This window comes from Sphingosinicellaceae bacterium (genome assembly GCA_019285715.1).
Lineage (GTDB): Bacteria > Pseudomonadota > Alphaproteobacteria > Sphingomonadales > Sphingomonadaceae > Glacieibacterium.
In genome coordinates this window covers 882,712-899,997 of the sequence record CP079108.1, presented here as the reverse complement: position 1 = coordinate 899,997, position 17,286 = coordinate 882,712, and the positions used below count along the sequence as shown (strand labels likewise).

The following is a 17,286-nucleotide window of genomic DNA, read 5'->3' as shown; positions in this document are numbered from 1 at the left end:
CCGAAACCCGACGACGCCTAGGTTTTGCGGCGGTGCAGCGAAGGAGTCAACGCTACTTCGTTACGTTGTAGGCCAGCGCGTCGTCACCAAGCTGGAAGCCGACGAGGACCTCGAAGCTGGCGGCACGGACGGCGGCGCGGACCTCGGGGTCGGCGAGCGGATCGGTCGCGGCGTCGAGGTCGGTGGCCTTGCGCTTGCGGGTAATGCGCTGCTGGATCTCGGGGGGCAGCGCCGCCGCCGAGCGCGCGACGCGGGCGTTGGCGGCACCGGCAGCCTCGGCGCGGGCCTGGCCGTCGGTGAAATTGATGGTCACCGAGCCGACCTGCTTCGAGACCAGCAGGTTGCCGCCCTGGACGACGCTGGCGAAGAACGGCAGCGTCACGGCGCGGGCCCCGATCGTGTTGTTGCGCCGTGCGATGACCTTGAAGTTGACCGCGGTGGCCAACATGTCGGTGCCCTCGACGCAGTCGCCGCGCAGGTCGGTGATCGTCGCCACGACATCGACGGCGCGCGCGTCACCGGTCGTGTCGCCGGGCGTGAACAGCGTTACGTCACCGGCATAGAAGGGCACCGCTACGGCCGGGCACGACGAGCGCTTGACCAGCAGCAGGTTCTTCTGACAGCCCGACAGCATCACTGCGGCGGCCGCCAGCGCGAGAACGGGGAGCGCGAAACGACGCGACTGGGACACTTGAAACCTTCCTAGAGAGTGCGCGCACCATAGAAACCCGCAGGGCTTGCGGCAAGCGAGGCGGTAGCGCTCGCCGGCGAACCCCGTTATCAGCGTTGGATATGTCCATCACCACCCTGCCGCTGCCGCCGCTGAACGTGCTGATCGCCGCGCCGCGCGGCTTCTGCGCCGGGGTCGACCGCGCCATCACCATCGTCGAGCGCGCCATCGAGCGCTTCGGTGCGCCGGTCTATGTGCGCCACGAGATCGTCCACAACCGTTTCGTCGTCGAGGCGCTTAAGGCCAAGGGCGCGATCTTCGTCGAGGAGCTCGACGAGGTTCCGGACGGCGTGCCGGTGGTGTTCTCGGCGCACGGTGTGCCCAAGTCGGTGCCCGCCGAGGCGACCGCGCGCGGCCTCGAATATCTCGACGCGACCTGCCCGCTGGTGTCGAAGGTCCACCGCCAGGCCGAGCGCCTGGTCAACCTCGGCCAGCACATCCTGTTCATCGGCCACGCCGGCCACCCCGAGGTCGTCGGCACCTTCGGCCAAGTCCCGCCCGGCACGATCACCCTGATCGAGACGATGGAGGACGCCCGCACGATCACCGTCGCCGACCCGGGCAACGTGGGTTTCCTGACCCAGACGACGCTGTCGGTCGACGACACCGCCGACATGGTGGCGGAGCTCAAGCGCCGTTTCCCGGTCATCGTCGGGCCCAAGGGCGAGGACATCTGCTACGCGACCTCGAACCGCCAGGCGGCGGTCAAGGCGATCACCAGCGAGTGCGACGTGCTGCTGGTCATCGGCGCGCCGAACTCCTCGAACTCGCAGCGCCTGCGCGAACTCGGCGAGCGCGAGGGTGCGCGCGCCTATCTCGTCCAGCGTGCTGCCGAGATCGACTGGACGTGGCTCGCGGGCGCCAAGACGGTCGGACTGACCGCCGGCGCGTCGGCGCCCGAACTGCTTGTCCAGGAAGTGCTGTCGCAGCTCGCGACGCGCTTCACGGTGACGACACGCGAAATCACGACCGCGGTCGAGGACGTCGTCTTCAAGCTGCCGCGCTCGCTCACCGCCTGATGGCGATCCTTCCGATCGCTCACCGCCTGATGGCGATCCTTCCGATCGCTCACCGCCTGACGGCGATCCGTCCGATCGCGGCCTGATGGCGGTCTATACGCCGGTCGACGCCGCCGCGCTGGCGGCGTTCCTCGCACGCTACGATGTCGGCACCGCGGTCAGCTGCAAGGGCATCGCCGAGGGGGTCGAGAACTCCAACTATCTCGTCGAGACGACACGCGGGCGGTTCATCCTGACCCTCTACGAGAAGCGCGTCGACGCAGCCGAACTGCCGTATTTCCTCGCGCTGATGACGCACTGCGCCGACGCCGGGCTACCGGTGCCGCGCCCGGTCCCCGACCGTGAGGGCAAGGCGCTGCAGGTGCTGGCCGGGCGTCCGGCCTGCCTGATCGAATTCGTGCTTGGCGTGTCGGTGACCGAGCCGAGTCCCGCCGAATGCCGCGCCGCCGGGGTTGCGCTGGGTCGCCTCCACACCGCCACCGCGAACTTCGCCGGGCAACGCCCGAACGGTCTCGGGCAAACCAGCTGGGCCCCGCTCGCGGCGTCCTGTGCCGGCCAGCTCGACGGCATTGCGCCCGGCCTCGAGGCGCTAGTCGCTGGCGAAGTTGCCGCCCTTGCCCGCGACTGGCCGAGCCACCTCGAGCGGACCAACATCCATGCCGACCTGTTCCCCGACAACGTTCTGCTGCTCGACGGCGCGGTGACCGGGATCATCGACTTCTATTTCGCCTGCACCGACATCCGCGCCTACGACCTTGCGGTGACCCACACGGCGTGGGCGTTCGGCAACGACGGGCGCGGCTTCGACCCTGCGCGCGCCGCTGCGCTGGTCGAGGGCTACCGCTCGGCGCACCCCCTCAGCGACGCTGAAATCGCGGCGCTGCCGGTGCTGTGCCGGGGCTCGGCGCTACGCTTCACCCTGACCCGGGCCTATGACTGGCTCAACACCCCGAAGGATGCACTGGTGACCCGGAAAGACCCGATGGCGTTTGCCCGCCGGCTGGAATGGTACGCAGCCGCGACTGCCGCGCAGGTGCTCGGTGGCTGAGCTACCCGACGTCATCATCTTTACCGACGGCGCCTGCAAGGGCAACCCGGGCATCGGCGGCTGGGGCGCGGTGCTGCGCATGGGCGCGACCGAGAAGGAGTTGATGGGCCACGAAGCCCACACCACCAACAACCGCATGGAGCTGACCGCCGCGATCAAGGCGCTGGAGGCACTGACGCGTCCGGCGAAGGTGACGCTGACCACCGACAGCAACTACGTCCGCGACGGCATCATGAAGTGGGTCCACGGCTGGCAGCGCAAGGGCTGGCGGACAGCCGACGGCAAGCCGGTCAAGAATGTCGAGCTGTGGCAGGAGCTTATTGCCGCCACTGCCCGCCACCAAGTGACGTGGAAGTGGGTCAAGGGCCACGCCGGCGATCCCGACAACGAGCGCGCCGACGCACTGGCGAACGCCGCAATCGACAAGGCGCGCGGACGGATGTGACACCGGCGACTCCAAGCCCCGCCGCGATTGCCGCTGTCCTACAGATCACCGGTCCGGTACAATTGGATCGCGGCGGACTCGCTGGCGCCTGATCTTTCTCATCGCTGGTGCGCCGGGATAGACAGCCTAGAATTGCTGGGATTGGCGGGAGAGAGATGCTCGGTTGGCGAAATCGCAAACGTCGCGAGGGTACAAACTCTGACAACTCTCGTTCATATTCGACAGCCCGGCGATGCGCTCCGTAGAGCGACGCGGCCCCGGTTCAAGCACCTTCGCGCCTTGCCTGCCTCCTTCGCGAGCGTTGCGTGAAACCTGTAAAGCCCCGCCGCGCAATGGGAACTCCAGAATCTCACGCGAAGTTCGCGAAGCAGGCGGGTAAGGCGCGAAGAAGAAAGTCTGCTGGCCTTACGCCGCGAATCTCACCTCAATCGGGTCGACCCCGACCAGCGTACCGCGGACCGTCTGCCCCCGTTCGATCGGGCCGACCCCCGCCGGCGTGCCGGTAAAGATCAGGTCGCCCGGCGCGAGCACGACATAGGTCGACAGCGCCGCGATGACCTCGGCGACGTTCCAGATCATCATCGACAGATCGCCCGACTGGCGCACGGCCCCGTCGACGGTCAGCGCGATCGCTCCCGATACCGGCGGTGCGCCGAGCCGCAGCGGTCCGACCGGTGCGGAGTTGTCGAAGCCCTTCGCCATGTCCCACGGCCGCCCGGCCTGCTTCGCCTCCACCTGCAGGTCGCGGCGGGTCAGGTCGAGACCGACGGCGTGGCCGTAGACCAAGCCGAGCGCATCGCCCGCCCCGATGTTGCTGCCCCCACCGCCAATAGCGATCACCAGCTCGACCTCATGGTGAAGGTCGGTGGTGTGCGACGGGAACGGCAACTCGCTGCCACTGGCGACGACGGCATCGGCAGGCTTACTGAAGAAGAACGGCTGCTGCCGGTCGGGATCGCCCCCCATCTCGCGGGTGTGGTCGGCGTAGTTTTGGCCGACGCAGAAGATCCGCCGGACCGGGAAGCGCTCGGTGCTGCCGGCGATGGCGATGGTCGGGGCGGCGACGATAGGGAGGTTCATGCGGCGTTCCTCAGGCTTTGAAGCGTTCGGGCAAGAACGGCACGGGGTCGACCTCGGGCTCCCGCCCGAGCAGCAGGTCGGCGCACAGCCGACCCGCGGCGGGGGCGGTCTGGATGCCGATGCCGCCCTGCCCGGCGCACCAGAACAGGCCCGGCACGTGGGCGTCGAAGCCGAATACCGGCGCGCGGTCGGGAGCGAAGGTGCGCAGGCCCGCCCAGTGGCGTTCGACCCGCTCGACGCGGTAGCGGGTGGCGGACTGGAAGCGGTCGACGGCGACGGCGATGTCGAGCTCTTCGGCGGCCGCATCGCGGGCCACGTCGGGGGTTTCGTCGTGCGGGCTGACCCACATGCGGCCCGCATCGGGCTTGAAATAGAAGCTGCCCGCACCGTCGAAGGTCACCGGCAGCTCTGGGTCGGGAACCGGGTCGACGGCGAGCACGACGATCGTGCGGCGGAGTGGGATAAGGCCGAGCGGAGCGGCTCCGGCCAGTTCGGCGAGCCCGTCCGCCCAGGCGCCCGCCGCGTCGACGACCACGTCGGCCTCGAAGTCACCCGCGGTGGTCGTGACGTGCCAACCGCCACCGTCACGGCGCAGGCCCTCGACCCGTGCGCTGGTCACCAGCCGGGTGCCTGCCCGCCGTGCCCCCGAGAGGAAGCCGGCATGCAGCGAGGCGACATCGATGTCCCAGCAGTCGGCCTCGAGCATGCCCGCACGCGCCCATTCGGGCCGCAGCATCGGGAAGCGCGCCGCCAGCGCCGCCGGGTCGAGCAGCTCGGGCACGATGCCCACTGCGACCAGCTCTGCCGCTTGCGCCGCGAGTCCGGTCTCATCGCCCGGTGGCGCAAGATGGAGGCCCGGGCGCGGCCTCAGCAACGGCCGGGCAAAGCCCTCGGGCGGGTCGACGAAGAAGTCGCGCGACGCTGCGGTCAGCGGCAGCACCGTCGGGCCGCCGTAGCTCGGCACCCAAAACGCCGCAGAGCGCCCGGTGGTGTGGTAGCCCGGCGTGTCCTCGGCCTCGAGCAGCACGACGTCCGCGTCCTGCCCGAGGAAGTAGGCGAGGCTCGCCCCCGCCATGCCGGCCCCGACGATGACGACCTTGGGAACGACCTTCATTCGAGGAACCCCGCGATGCCGTCGAGCAGCGGCAACCGGATCGCATCGGCCTCGCGCACTAGCTCGTGAGCCGCGCCCGGCACGGTCTGCAGCCACGCCTTGGGCATCCGTGCCGCCGCCCGCACGGTCGCGGCGTTGTCGACCAGCGCCTCATGCTCGGCGACGAGGATCATCAGCGGGGTCGTCACGCGCTCGTAGGCCCCCGGAGCCCGCAGCGCGTCGACCGAGCGGAAGGCGGCGCGGAGCCAGCCGTTGGTGACGCCGCCGACCGCGAGCTCGGGGTGCTTGTCGAGCCACCAGGCCTCGTCGACGTAGCGCTCGACGTCGCTGGTCAGCCGTCGCTGCCGTATCGAACCTGCCAAGCCGCGCACCAGCGGGCCCGCGCCCGGCGCATACTGCTCCGCCCTGCCGAGCCCGCACATCAGGCCGGCGAGCAGCCACGCCAGCAGCGGCCCGAGTGGCTGTGCGCGCAGCCCGGTCATCGGCGACAGCAGCACGGCGCGGTCGAAGCTCTCCGGGTTGGTCTCCAGGTGACGCAGCAGCAGGTGCCCGCCCATCGAGTGCGCGATGGCGAAGTGCGGCGCTGGCAGGGTCGCCCTGAACCACGCGACCTGCTCGGCAAGGTCGCTCAGCCACGGCCCGAAGTCAGCGGCGTGGCCCTTCTGCGAGTCGGCGAGGACGCGCCCTGAGCCGCCCTGCCCGCGCCAGTCGAAGGTCGCCAGCCCGAAGCCCCGCGCCCGCCAGTCATGGTAGCTCTCGGCGTACTTCTCGATGAAGTCGCCACGGCCGTTGAGGAACAGGATCGAGCCGCGGGTACCGCCACTCCAGCACATCGTCCGCAGCAGCCAGCCGTCGGCCATCGTGCGCGTCTCGACCACCGCGCCCTCGGGCAGGCTGCGGCGCAGGTCCAACGCGTCGCTCAAGCCGGGACCGCGTCCGCAGCGGCGACGTCCTCGCGCCCACGCAGCCGGATGCCGGGCATAAACAGCGTCACTCCGAAGCCCACGAGCATGATCAAGGCGCTGATCGGGAACAGCCCGAGGATCGCCGCCGAGAAACTGTCCTTGAGGCCGGCAGACGTGCGCTCGACCGAGGCTGGATCATAGTCGCCGCGCGCCGCCAGTGTCGCTTGCAACGCCGGCCGGTCCATCGCCAGCCGCTGCGCCTGGCTGATATCGACGACAGTGCCGCGCGTCAGGTCCGGCACCCGCCGCGGCAGCTCCGCCGCGAGGTGGTTGGTCAGCAGCGCGCCAAAGACCGCGACCCCGATGGTCGACCCGATCTGGCGGAAGAACTGCGCCGAGCTCGTTGCGACCCCGGTGTCCTTGTGCTCGACCGGCGACTGGATCGCGAGCGTGAACATGCCCTGCGCCGGGCCGAGGCCGAGACCGGTCACCGCCAGCCCGAACAGCAGAAAGCCGTGGCTGGTCGCTGGCCCAACCTGCATCAGCAGGACAACACCGACCAGCATGACGACACCGCCAGCGATCAACACCGGCTTGTACTGCTGGGTCCGGCGCGCAACGCCGCCGGCGATGATGCTGCCGGACAGCACCCCGCCCATGAACGGTAGCAGTGCGAAGCCGCTGTCCGTCGCGCCAGCACCACGCGCCACCTGAAGGTACAGCGGGAAGAACATCACGACGCCCATGAAGGCGACGTTGATCAGGAACAGCGCGACGTTGCCGCGCCGGAACACCGGGCCGGCGAACAGCCCGAGCGGCACGACCGCATAGGATTTGCCCCGCGACACGAGGATCAGCGCGACCAGCGCCGCGAGGCCGATCGCGACGCTGGCGACGATGCGTGGGCTGCCCCACGGCACACTGTGCCCGCCCCACGACAGCGCCAGCAGCAGCGGCACGAAGGCGGCGATAATCAGCCCGCTGCCAATCCAGTCGACCCGGCGCTCTGCGAGTGCGGCACCGCCGCGGACCGGCAGGTGGTTGACCAGCACCCACAAGGCCAGCGCGCCGAGCGGCAGGTTGACGTAGAAGACGAAGCGCCAGCCGCTGATCACCTGCCCGAAGACGTGGCTCGTCGCGTGCTCGGTCAGGAAGCCGCCGATGACCGGCCCGGCGACGCTGGCGAACCCGAACATCGCCCCGAACAGCCCGGTGTAGCGACCGCGCTCGGCGGGCGGCACGATGTCGGCGACGGTGGCAAAGGCCCCGGTGGTCAGCGCCCCGGCACCGATTCCCTGCAGCGCCCGGCAGACGATCAACTGGTTCATGCCGTCGCCGACCAGTGGCAATGCGCCGAACTCGCCCGCCAGTCCGCACAACATTGAGCCAAGCAGGAAGACGACGACCCCGAACACCAGGATTGGCCGCCGGCCATACAGGTCGCCGAGCTTGCCGTAGATCGGCACGGTGACGGTCGAAGTCAGCAGGTACGCGGTGCCGACCCAGGCGATACGCTCGAGCCCCTCCAGTTCCGCGATGATACGCGGCATCGCGGTCGAGACGATGGTCTGGTCAAGCGCCGACAACAGCAGCACGATCAATACCGCCGCCAGCGCAAGGCGGCGCTCGGCGCTTGTATAGACGTGCGCGGTCATCGGCATGCGGATAGGGGAGCGCGCCCGGCGGGGCAATGATCGCGTCAACCGCCCGCCGGGACTTGCGTCATTTCGCGCGGAGTGGCGTTAGTGCCGCAAGACCTGCCGGAGAGCACCCATGCACTTTACTATCGACCCAATCACCATCGGCGCAGCGATCGTCGCGCTGATTATCGGCCTGTGGCTCGGCTTCGTCGCGCGCTCGGGCACGGCACGCCGCGCGGTCCGGCTCGACGAGCAGGTCAATATATTGGCCCGCGAGCGCGAGGCGCTGATCGCCGACCGCAACGCGCTTCGTCTCGAGCGCGACTCGCTCGACGAGCGGCTGCGCCCGCTGGCTGCCGAGGTCGACCGCCTGAAGCGCGTCGAGGCCAAGCGCGGCGTCATCACGCCGGGCGTCGTTGACGGCGTCGTGAGCGACCCCATGCCTGATACCCCCGTCGAGGGCGGCGACCTGCGCCAGCTGAAGGGCGTCGGCGACAAGTTCGCCGCCAGCCTGGCCAAGCTCGGCGTCACCCGCATCGACCAGGTCGCGGGCTGGTCGAGCGCCGACGCCGACGTCATCGACTCGCAGCTCGGGCCGTTCGCCGGCCGTATCCGCACCGACCGGCTGGTCGAGCAGGCACGCCTCCTCCACGAGGGGCGGACGACGGAATACGAGACTCGGTTCGGGGCGCTCTAGCCTAGCGCCCCCGCAACGCCGCCTGCGCCGCCGCGAGCCGCGCGATGGGCACACGATACGGTGAGCAGCTGACGTAATCGAGTCCGAGCTCCTCGCAGAAGGCGATGCTCGACGGATCGCCGCCATGTTCGCCGCAGATGCCGAGCTTGATGCCGGGCCGGGCCTCGCGCCCGCGCTCGGCGGCGAGACGGATCAACTCGCCGACACCCTCGACGTCGATAGAGACGAACGGATCGCGGGTGTAGATGCCCTGCTCGACATAGGCGGTCAGAAAGCGTCCGGCATCATCGCGGCTGATGCCGAGCGCGGTCTGGGTAAGGTCGTTGGTGCCGAAGCTGAAGAACTCGGCTTGCGCGGCGATGTCGCCGGCCCGCAGCGCGGCGCGGGGCAGTTCGATCATCGTGCCGACCAGGTAGTCGAGCGTGTGGCCCTGCTCGGCGAACACGTCGCGAGCCGTAGCGTCGATCAGCGTCTTGGTGATCTCGAGCTCGCGCGCCGTCGCGACCAGCGGCACCATAACCTCGGGGACCACCGTCGCGCCGGTGCGCTTGGCGACGTCGACCGCGGCCTCGAAGATGGCGCGGGCCTGCATCGCGTAGATCTCGGGGTAGGTAATGCCGAGGCGGCAGCCGCGGTGGCCGAGCATCGGGTTGAACTCGTGGAGCTCGCCGACCCGCCGCCGAAGTGTATCGATTGTTATGCCTATCGCGGTTGCTACCTCTTCGAACTCGGCCTCGTGGCTGGGCAGGAACTCGTGCAGCGGGGGGTCGAGGAGGCGGATGGTAACCGGCAATCCTGCCATGATTTCAAAGATTTGCGCAAAGTCGGCGCGCTGTTCGGGGAGCAGTTCCTCGAGCGCCGCGGCCCGCCCGGCGGTATCCTCGGCCAAAATCATGCGGCGCACCGCGGTGATGCGCGCCGCGTCGAAGAACATGTGCTCCGTGCGGCACAATCCGATGCCCTCTGCCCCGAAGCCGCGCGCGGTGCGGCAGTCGAGCGGCGTCTCGGCGTTGGTGCGGACCTGCATCCGGCGGTGGACGTCGGCCCACTCCATCAGCCGCCCGAAATCGCCCGCCATCTCCGGCTCGACGGTCGCGACAAGCCCGACCATGACCTCGCCGGTCGACCCGTCGATGGTCAGCATGTCGCCTTCGTTGATGGTGCGCCCGCCGACCCGCAGCGTCCGCGCCTTGAGGTCAATCGACAGCGTTCCCGCTCCTGACACGCACGGCCGCCCCATGCCCCGCGCGACAACCGCCGCGTGGCTAGTCATGCCGCCGCGCGCGGTCAGGATGCCCTTGGCGGCGTGCATGCCGTGAATGTCCTCGGGGCTGGTCTCGGTGCGCACCAGAATCACCGATTCGCCCGCTGCGGCGCGCATCTCCGCGGTGTCGCTGTCGAACACCGCAGCACCGCTCGCCGCACCCGGCGAGGCCGGCAGCCCCTTGGTCAGCACGTCGCGCGGGGCCTTCGGGTCGAGCGTCGGGTGGAGCAGCTGGTCGAGCGCCGCAGGATCGACACGCAGCACGGCTTCCTCGCTGGTGATCAGCCCCTCGTCGGCCATGTCGACCGCGATCTTGAGCGCGGCCTTGGCAGTGCGCTTGCCCGAGCGAGTCTGGAGCATCCAGAGCTTGCCCTGCTGTACCGTGAACTCGATGTCCTGCATGTCGCGGTAGTGGCGTTCGAGCAGTTCGAAGACGTGCGCCAGCTCGGCGAACACATCCGGCATCGCCTCCTGCATCGAGGCCTTCGACGCACCGGCGCGCTCCCTCGCAGCAAGTGTCAGATATTGCGGCGTGCGGATGCCTGCGACGACGTCCTCGCCCTGCGCGTTGATCAGGAACTCGCCGTAGTGTGCGTGCTCGCCGGTCGACGGGTCGCGGGTGAACGCGACCCCGGTGGCCGAGGTCTCGCCCATGTTGCCGAACACCATCGCCTGCACGGTGACCGCGGTGCCCCAGCTTTCGGGGATGTCGTTGAGGCGGCGATAGACGCGCGCACGCTCCGACCGCCACGAGCCGAACACCGCGCCAATCGCGCCCCACAACTGGTCGTGGACGTCCTGCGGGAAGTCGTCGCCCCAGCTGGTCAGGACGAGCGCCTTGTAGCGCGCCACGAGCCGCTGCAGGTCGTCGGCGCTGAGCTCCGTATCGAGGGTAACACCGCGGTCCTCCTTGGCGATCTCGAGAGCGTCCTCGAACAGATAATGGTCCAGCCCGAGCACGACGTCGGCGTACATCTGGATGAAGCGGCGGTAGCTGTCCCACGCGAACCGCGCGTCGCCCGAGGCGGCGGCCAGCCCCTCGACGGTCGCGTCGTTCAAGCCGAGGTTGAGCACGGTGTCCATCATCCCCGGCATCGACACCCGCGCGCCGGAGCGCACCGAGACGAGCAGCGGATTGGCGGGATCGCCGAAGCGCATCCCGGCATGGCTCGCGATATGGTCGAGCGCGGCGGCGACCTCGGTCTTGAGGCTGTCGGGAAACGCCTGGCCGTTGTCGTAATAGACCTGGCAGACCGCGGTGCCGATGGTGAAGCCCGGCGGCACCGGCAGGCCGATCGAGGACATCTCCGCAAGGTTCGCACCCTTGCCGCCGAGCGCTTCCTTCAGCGATGCATCGCCGTCGGCAACGCCGCCGCCGAACCGGTAGACGTGACTCATGCAACAGCCTTTACAGTACGCTCGCGCTGGACCGCGGTCAGGGTCAGCGCCGCCAGCCCGACGGCGGCGATGTAGCAGGGGATGATGAGGACAGCGTAAGCGGCCTTCCACAGGCCCGGGCCGGACAATCCGGCGGCCGAGAACATATCGGCGATCAGCGATGTCGGGTTCTGGATACGGAGTGCGACGAGGACATTGCTGCCGACGATCAGCGCCTTGAGCACGATCATCACCATCGCCGCGGTCGCCAAGCGAAGCGGTGCACGCGAGCGCCCGGCATCACTACGCGGGGACACCGTGAAGATGTCGAAGACGTGCCGCCACCAATGGTCGAGGACCGGACCGGGGACATGGTGCGCTTTTCGCATGGCGATGAAATAGCCGATCACAAGCGGGCTCAGCACTGCCAGATTGACCAGCACCAATTTGCCGATGTCGAGGCCGCCCTTGCCGTCCGAGACATGGTTGTTGAGTTCGATACCACCGTTCCTGAGCGCCACCAGCGTCGTCGCGATATCGGCGGCGGTGAGGGCCGTCAGTGCCAGGGCCATCAGCAACGTCAGCCGCCAGACCAGTGGCGTGGCGGGCAGGACTGAAGCAGCGGCGGCGATCGGGGCACTCATGGCGCGGCTACTTTCAGACGATCTTCGAGAAGTCCGCGACGTTGTGCACTGCAGCGCGGAAGCTGGCGAGTAGATTGAGACGGTTCGAACGCACTTCCGGTTCCGGAACGTTCACCATGACCGCTTCGAAGAACGCGTCGACAGGCGGCCGTAGTCGGCTCAGCGCGGTCATCGCAGCTTCGAAGTCCTCGCGCGCCACGGCGTCGGCGGCATCGGCGAGGGTGGTCGTGAGCGCGGCGGCGAGCGCCTGCTCGGCGGGTTCGGACAGGAGCGACGGGTCGTAGTCGCCGGTGAAGGCCTCACCCTTGGCCTCCTCGATGCGCAGGATGTTGGCGGCGCGACGGTAGCCGGCGAGAAGATTGGTGCCGTCGTCGGTGGCGATGAAGGCCTGCAGCGCGCGGACGCGGGCGAGCAAGCGCACGAGGTCGTCCTCGCCGCCGAGGGCGAAGACCGCGTCGATGATGTCGGGGCGGATGCCGGCTTCGCGCTGCTGGACTTTGAGGCGGTCGATCAGGAATTCCACGACCTTTGAAGGTGCGTCCCAGAGGCCATCGAGATATTCGTCACGATCCGCAATTGCTTGCATCTGAGCGGCGCTGGATCGTCCCATATCCTCGTTGCCAAGCAGCAGATGGGGCGTACCATCGACATACTCGATCCGTGAGTTTGGATCGGTAACCAACGTCGAGGCGAGTGCTTCAGCGCCGCTTTTGGCAAACAGTTCATAGGTGTCGGAGTACAGCGGGTCCAAGAGGACCTCCGTCATCGCATCCGTAACGGCGAGCCGGATGTCGTTCTCGGCGAGCAGACGTCCAATGCCAAGAGCAGCGCGGCGAAGCGCAAACGGGTCCCGCGAACCCGTTGGAAACTCTTTCATCGAGAAGAACGCGTAAAGCGTGTCGATTTTGTCTGCTAGTGCCACCGCAACGCTGACCGGGGCGGTCGGCACGTCGTCGCCCTGCCCGACTGGCTTGTAGTGGTCGCGGATGGCGTCGGCGACTTGCGGGCCGAGGTCCTCGGCGAGCGCGAGGTAGCGGCCGGCGATGCCCTGGACTTCCGGGAACTCGCCGACGGTGGCGGAGACGAGGTCGGCCTTGCACAGGCGGGCAGCCTGTTCTGCGAGGTCGGCGAGGCGGGTGACACTCGCTTGCTCAAGATCGTCATCCCGGCGGACGCCGGGACCCATTCCGAGTGCATCGCGGTCCGGCGCCGATTGGGTCCCGGCGTTCGCCGGGATGACGGCAGAAGAAGCGGCCTCACGCTGCGCGATCGACTTCACAGCCCCGCTCTCGACCAGCCAACGCGCCAGCTTCGCCACCCTCTCGACCTTGTCCGCGACGGTCCCGAGCTTCTCGTGGAACACGATGTCCGCCAGCTTCGGCAGGCGCGCTTCCAGCGTCGTCGCCCGATCCTGGTCCCAGAAGAACTTGGCGTCCGACAGCCGGGCCGCGAGCACCTTGCGATTACCCGCGACGATGGTCGCGCCGCCGTCGGGCGCATCGAGGTTGGCGACGCAGACGAACACCGGGGCGAGGGCTCCGGCGGCGTCCACGCAGGCGAAATACTTCTGGTTGGTGCGCATGGTGAGCTGGATCACCTCGCGCGGCACGTCGAGGAACGCGGGGTCGAAGTCGCCGAGCAGCGGCACCGGCCACTCGGTCAGGCCGGCGTTCTCGGCGACCAGCCCGGCGTCCTCGATCAGGGTCAGGCCGCGCGCGGTGGCAGCGGCGCGGGCACCGTCGACGATGATCCGCTGGCGCTCGGCGGGGTCGATCAGGACATACGCGGCGCGGAGCTGGTCGGCGTAGGTTGCTGCGCTGCCGACCTCGATCGCCTGGCGCGCCATGAAGCGGTGGCCGCGCGTCGTGCGCCCGCTGGGGATGCCCGCGGCCGCGAACGGCACGACCTCGCCGTCGAGCAGCGCGACGATCGACGACAGCGGGCGGACCCAGCGCGGGCTCGCGGTGCTGGTGGAGGCATCACCCCAGCGCATCGACTTGGGCCAGTCGAAGTCGCGCACGATCTGCGGGATCAGGTCGGCGATGACCGCGGCGGCGCTGCGCCCGGGGGCGCGGATGGTGGCGTAGAGGAACTTGCCCTTGGGGGTGTCGCGCTCCTCGAGCTGGCCGCGGGTCAGGCCGGTGGAGCGTAGAAAGCCCTCGAGCGCCTGCGCCGGTGCGTCCGCACGAGGCCCGCGGCGCTCCTCCTCGGTGTCGTTGCCCGCCGCGCCGAGGCCGCGCGCGATCAGGATCAGGCGGCGCGGGGTGACGAAGGTCTCGATGTCGCCGCCGGGCAGCTTGCCCTTGATGCCGTCGCCGAAGCGGACGCCGAGCTGCTCGGCGGCCTTGGCCTGCATGCGGGCGGGGATCTCCTCGGTGAGGAGCTCGAGGAGGAAGTCGGGCATCAGGCCGCCAGCTTGGCGACGTACGCGTCGCAGACCGCCTTGGTCAGGTCACGGACCCGCCCGATGTAGGCGGCGCGCTCGGCGACCGAGATGACGCCGCGCGCATTGAGCAAGTTGAAGATGTGGCTCGCCTTGATCGCCTGGTCGTAGGCCGGCAGCGGCAGGCCGCGCTCGACCAGCGCGCGGCACTCGGCGCTGACGTCTTTGAACTGTTGGAACAGGAGGTCGGTGTTCGCCGCCTCGAAGCTGTAGGCCGAGAACTCGCGCTCGTTCTCGCGGAAGACGTCGCCGTAGGTCGTGCCGGCATCGTTGTAGGCGAGGTCGAAGACCGAATCCTTGCCCTGGATATAGGTCGCGAGGCGCTCCAGCCCGTAGGTGAGCTCGCCCGACACCGGCGCGCAGTCGTGGCCGCCGACCTGCTGGAAATAGGTGAACTGGCTGACTTCCATGCCGTCGCACCAGACCTCCCAGCCCAGCCCCCAGGCCCCGAGTGTCGGACTCTCCCAATCGTCCTCGACGAGGCGGACGTCGTGCAGTTTCGTGTCGATGCCGATCGCTTCGAGGCTGCCGAGGTAGAGCTCGACGATGTCGGCGGGCGACGGCTTCAGGATGACCTGGAACTGGTAATAGGCGCCGAGTCGGTTTGGGTTCTCGCCGTAGCGGCCATCGGAAGGTCGGCGGCTCGGCTGGACGTAGCAGGCCTTCCACGGCTTCGGGCCGAGCGCGCGCAGCACCGTCGCGGGGTGGAAGGTGCCGGCCCCGACCTCGACGTCGTAGGGCTGCAGCACCACGCAGCCGCGCGAGCCCCAGTAGTCCTGGAGCGTCAGGATCAGGTTTTGGAACGAGAGCGGCCGGGGATACACCCCGTCAGCGCTTCTTGGCGGCCTTGCGGGCGGCGTAGCGTTCGTCGCGCAGGCGCTTGCGCTCGGCCTCGCGCATTTCCTCGGTGATCTTCGCGTCTTCCTCCGCCTTGAGCTTGGCAGCTTCCTTGGCGGCGATAGTCGCGAGCTTGGCGGCCTCCTGCGCGGCCTTCTTCTCGGCGGCAGCAGCGACGCGGCGCGACTCGGCAGCGGCACGGCTGGCGGCGCGCTCGGCAACGGCTGCCGGATCGATCTCGGCGGTCTTGGCCTTGAACTTGGCGAGCGCCTCCTGGCGCGCCTTCAGGGCATCGCCCTGGCGGTCTTTATGGTCGGGTAGCTTGAAGCCCATAGATGTTCGACGAGTCTCGCTTTTGGGGGGTAAAGGTCCGGGGGCTTTACGCGGTCGCAGCAAAGGCCGCAACTACACCCATTGGATAGGCGCGTATTAGAGCGGCGCTCGCGTCAGTGCGTCGAGGGCACCTTGCAGGATATGCGCCGCCGCGTGGGCATCGATAGCGGCGGCCCGGCGGGCACGGCTCCAGTCCTCGGCGATCATCTGGCGCTCGACCGCCTGCGTCGACCAGCGCTCGTCCCACAGCAATAGCGGGCGACAAAGCGGACCGTCGATGGCGCGGGCGAAGGCGCGCACCGACTGGGTCCGCGGGCTGTCGCTGCCGTCCATGCTGAGCGGCAGGCCGCAGACGACGCCCATGATGCGCTCCTTGTCGAGCAGCGCCAGCAGCACCGCGAGGTCAGGGGTGAACTTGACCCGGCGGATGACGCTATGCGGCGTGGCGAAGCTCCATTGCGCATCGCAGGTGGCGATGCCGATGGTCTTGGTGCCGACGTCGAGCCCGGCCAGCCGGCCGCCATCCGGCAACGCCAACGCAAAGGCAGCGACGTCCAGGATCACCGGCGGTGGCGGGCGCGGACGCGCTGGGGGGCCGGCGCCGGCATCGCGCCGGCGCGAGCCTCCGCATCGGCGCGGACGTTCGCCCAGAACAAGGCGTAGTCGTAGACATGGTAGTTGTTGCCTGGCAGCACATAATCGCCGAACCCGACCGGCGGCGGCCCGACCAGCAGCAGCCCCTCGGGCGAGCAGCGCGCCGGCACCCGGCCGACGACCAGGGTCGCGCTGCCGAGGCCGGCGTCGGGGATCAGGGCACCGAGGTTGCGCGAGGCCGGCACCTGCTCGGCCCCCGACATGCCCGTCATCGGATTGGTACACAGTACGGGCGTGCCGTCGCGCGGTATGCCGGTGTAGCCGGGGGTCGAGTCGAAGATCACCCGCAGCGTTTTGGCGTCAGCAGGCTCGGCGAAGCTTTGCCAGGCGAGGATGCACCCGATTGCGATTGGGGAGTTGCACGCCGGCAGGCCGAGCGCCGGCAGGTCGGCAGCGACCGAGATCGGCCAGCCGACGATGTACGCGGCGACGATGCGCTGCATCACCGGCGTGCCCTTGAGCCGCTCGCGCAGCAGCCGCAGCAGGTGCAGCGAGCCCTGGCTGTGCGCTGCCAGGATGATCGGCCGGTCCTTAGGCTGCGCGGCGAGGAACACATCCCAGGCGCGCGACACGTCGTGGTAGGCGAGGTCGATGGCGCGGGTCGCGTCGGGCTTGGCGGTGAAGAACGCCCCGAACGCCGCCTGCCGGTAGCGCGGCGCCCAGACTTCGCCGATGCCGTTGAACGCGGAGGCCTCGCCCTTGAGGTAGATCGCGATGCGGGTGTCGGTGGCGCTGTCGCCGAACGGCATGTTCCAGCGGTCGCGGCCGAGGTAGGCGGTCGGGGTCACGAAGAATACCGCGACCCGCGGCTTGGGCGCGACCGCATAGCCCGGCGGTGTCCACTGCGCCGGGCCGTGCGGCAGGCCCGGGTGCGCGTCCCAGCCGGCGGGCGTCGAATAGTCGGGGCCGTTCGCCTGGTGCGTCGCCTCGAATTTCATCGTCGGCGTGAAGGCCGTGCGGTACACCGCGACCGGGTTCAGCGCGTAGAAGAACGCGGCGGCAATCCCGACGAAGACCAGGACCGCGATGATCCACAGGAAGCGGCGTGCGTACAAG

At 69.1% G+C, this 17,286-nt stretch carries 16 protein-coding genes; 4 read left to right on the top strand and 12 right to left on the bottom strand.

All coding sequences use genetic code 11. The features are described 5' to 3' along the window. Positions 1-52: 52 nt before the first annotated feature. A complete protein-coding gene (locus KX816_04210; GenBank protein QXQ08394.1) occupies positions 53-634 on the bottom strand; it encodes a hypothetical protein in 582 nt (193 codons plus the stop codon). A 158-nt stretch (positions 635-792) separates the two neighbouring features. Here KX816_04210 and ispH point away from each other — a divergent pair, with 158 nt between their 5' ends. The 3 genes from ispH (at position 793) to rnhA (ending at position 3,242) form a co-directional block, all read left to right on the top strand. Next, on the top strand, positions 793-1,749 hold the full coding sequence (gene ispH / locus KX816_04205) for a 4-hydroxy-3-methylbut-2-enyl diphosphate reductase (GenBank protein QXQ07254.1): 957 nt from the start codon (positions 793-795) through the stop codon (positions 1,747-1,749). Between the two features lie 85 nt (positions 1,750-1,834). Continuing rightward, the gene (gene thrB / locus KX816_04200) at positions 1,835-2,797 is read left to right on the top strand and encodes a homoserine kinase (GenBank protein ID QXQ07253.1); all 963 of its coding nucleotides are present in this window, start codon (positions 1,835-1,837) and stop codon (positions 2,795-2,797) included. Beyond that, positions 2,790-3,242 carry a ribonuclease HI gene (gene rnhA, locus KX816_04195; protein QXQ07252.1) on the top strand — a complete coding sequence of 151 codons (453 nt, stop codon included), beginning with the start codon at positions 2,790-2,792 and terminating at the stop codon, positions 3,240-3,242. Before thrB ends, rnhA begins: the two co-directional genes overlap by 8 nt. Positions 3,243-3,647: 405 nt before the next feature. Here rnhA and KX816_04190 read toward each other — a convergent pair whose 3' ends face one another. Genes KX816_04190 through KX816_04175 form a run of 4 tightly spaced genes read right to left on the bottom strand, consistent with a single transcriptional unit; the run spans position 3,648 to position 7,996 of the window. Further along, a complete protein-coding gene (locus KX816_04190; GenBank protein ID QXQ07251.1) occupies positions 3,648-4,322 on the bottom strand; it encodes a fumarylacetoacetate hydrolase family protein in 675 nt (224 codons plus the stop codon). Positions 4,323-4,332: 10 nt separating this feature from the next. Then, on the bottom strand, positions 4,333-5,436 hold the full coding sequence (locus KX816_04185) for an FAD-binding oxidoreductase (GenBank protein ID QXQ07250.1): 1,104 nt from the start codon (positions 5,434-5,436) through the stop codon (positions 4,333-4,335). Further along, on the bottom strand, positions 5,433-6,296 hold the full coding sequence (locus KX816_04180; GenBank protein ID QXQ08393.1) for an alpha/beta hydrolase: 864 nt from the start codon (positions 6,294-6,296) through the stop codon (positions 5,433-5,435). The genes KX816_04185 and KX816_04180 overlap by 4 nt, the downstream gene beginning before the upstream one ends. A 59-nt stretch (positions 6,297-6,355) precedes the next feature. After that, entirely contained in the window at positions 6,356-7,996 is a 1,641-nt protein-coding gene (locus tag KX816_04175; GenBank protein ID QXQ07249.1) for an MFS transporter, read from the bottom strand. A 118-nt stretch (positions 7,997-8,114) separates the two neighbouring features. Between KX816_04175 and KX816_04170 the strand changes: the two genes are divergently transcribed. Beyond that, entirely contained in the window at positions 8,115-8,678 is a 564-nt protein-coding gene (locus KX816_04170) for a hypothetical protein (protein QXQ07248.1), read from the top strand. Position 8,679: 1 nt separating this feature from the next. On the opposite strand, the gene ppdK is transcribed toward KX816_04170, so the two are convergent. The 7 genes from ppdK to KX816_04135 all read right to left on the bottom strand — a co-directional run bounded on the left by ppdK (position 8,680) and on the right by KX816_04135 (position 17,285). Then, positions 8,680-11,340, bottom strand: coding sequence for a pyruvate, phosphate dikinase (gene ppdK, locus KX816_04165; GenBank protein QXQ07247.1), 2,661 nt, complete (start codon positions 11,338-11,340; stop codon positions 8,680-8,682). Then, entirely contained in the window at positions 11,337-11,963 is a 627-nt protein-coding gene (locus KX816_04160; protein ID QXQ07246.1) for a hypothetical protein, read from the bottom strand. The genes ppdK and KX816_04160 overlap by 4 nt, the downstream gene beginning before the upstream one ends. Positions 11,964-11,976: 13 nt before the next feature. Further along, on the bottom strand, positions 11,977-14,367 hold the full coding sequence (gene glyS, locus KX816_04155) for a glycine--tRNA ligase subunit beta (protein QXQ07245.1): 2,391 nt from the start codon (positions 14,365-14,367) through the stop codon (positions 11,977-11,979). Next, a complete protein-coding gene (locus KX816_04150; protein ID QXQ07244.1) occupies positions 14,367-15,230 on the bottom strand; it encodes a glycine--tRNA ligase subunit alpha in 864 nt (287 codons plus the stop codon). Before KX816_04150 ends, glyS begins: the two co-directional genes overlap by 1 nt. A 4-nt stretch (positions 15,231-15,234) precedes the next feature. Then, positions 15,235-15,576, bottom strand: coding sequence for a hypothetical protein (locus tag KX816_04145; protein QXQ07243.1), 342 nt, complete (start codon positions 15,574-15,576; stop codon positions 15,235-15,237). A gap of 96 nt (positions 15,577-15,672) precedes the next feature. Beyond that, positions 15,673-16,137: a Holliday junction resolvase RuvX gene (gene ruvX / locus KX816_04140; GenBank protein ID QXQ08392.1), complete on the bottom strand. Its 465-nt coding sequence runs from the start codon at positions 16,135-16,137 to the stop codon at positions 15,673-15,675. Beyond that, complete coding sequence (locus KX816_04135) at positions 16,137-17,285, bottom strand: DUF3089 domain-containing protein (GenBank protein ID QXQ07242.1); 1,149 nt, start codon at positions 17,283-17,285, stop codon at positions 16,137-16,139. Before KX816_04135 ends, ruvX begins: the two co-directional genes overlap by 1 nt. Position 17,286: the final 1 nt, after the last annotated feature.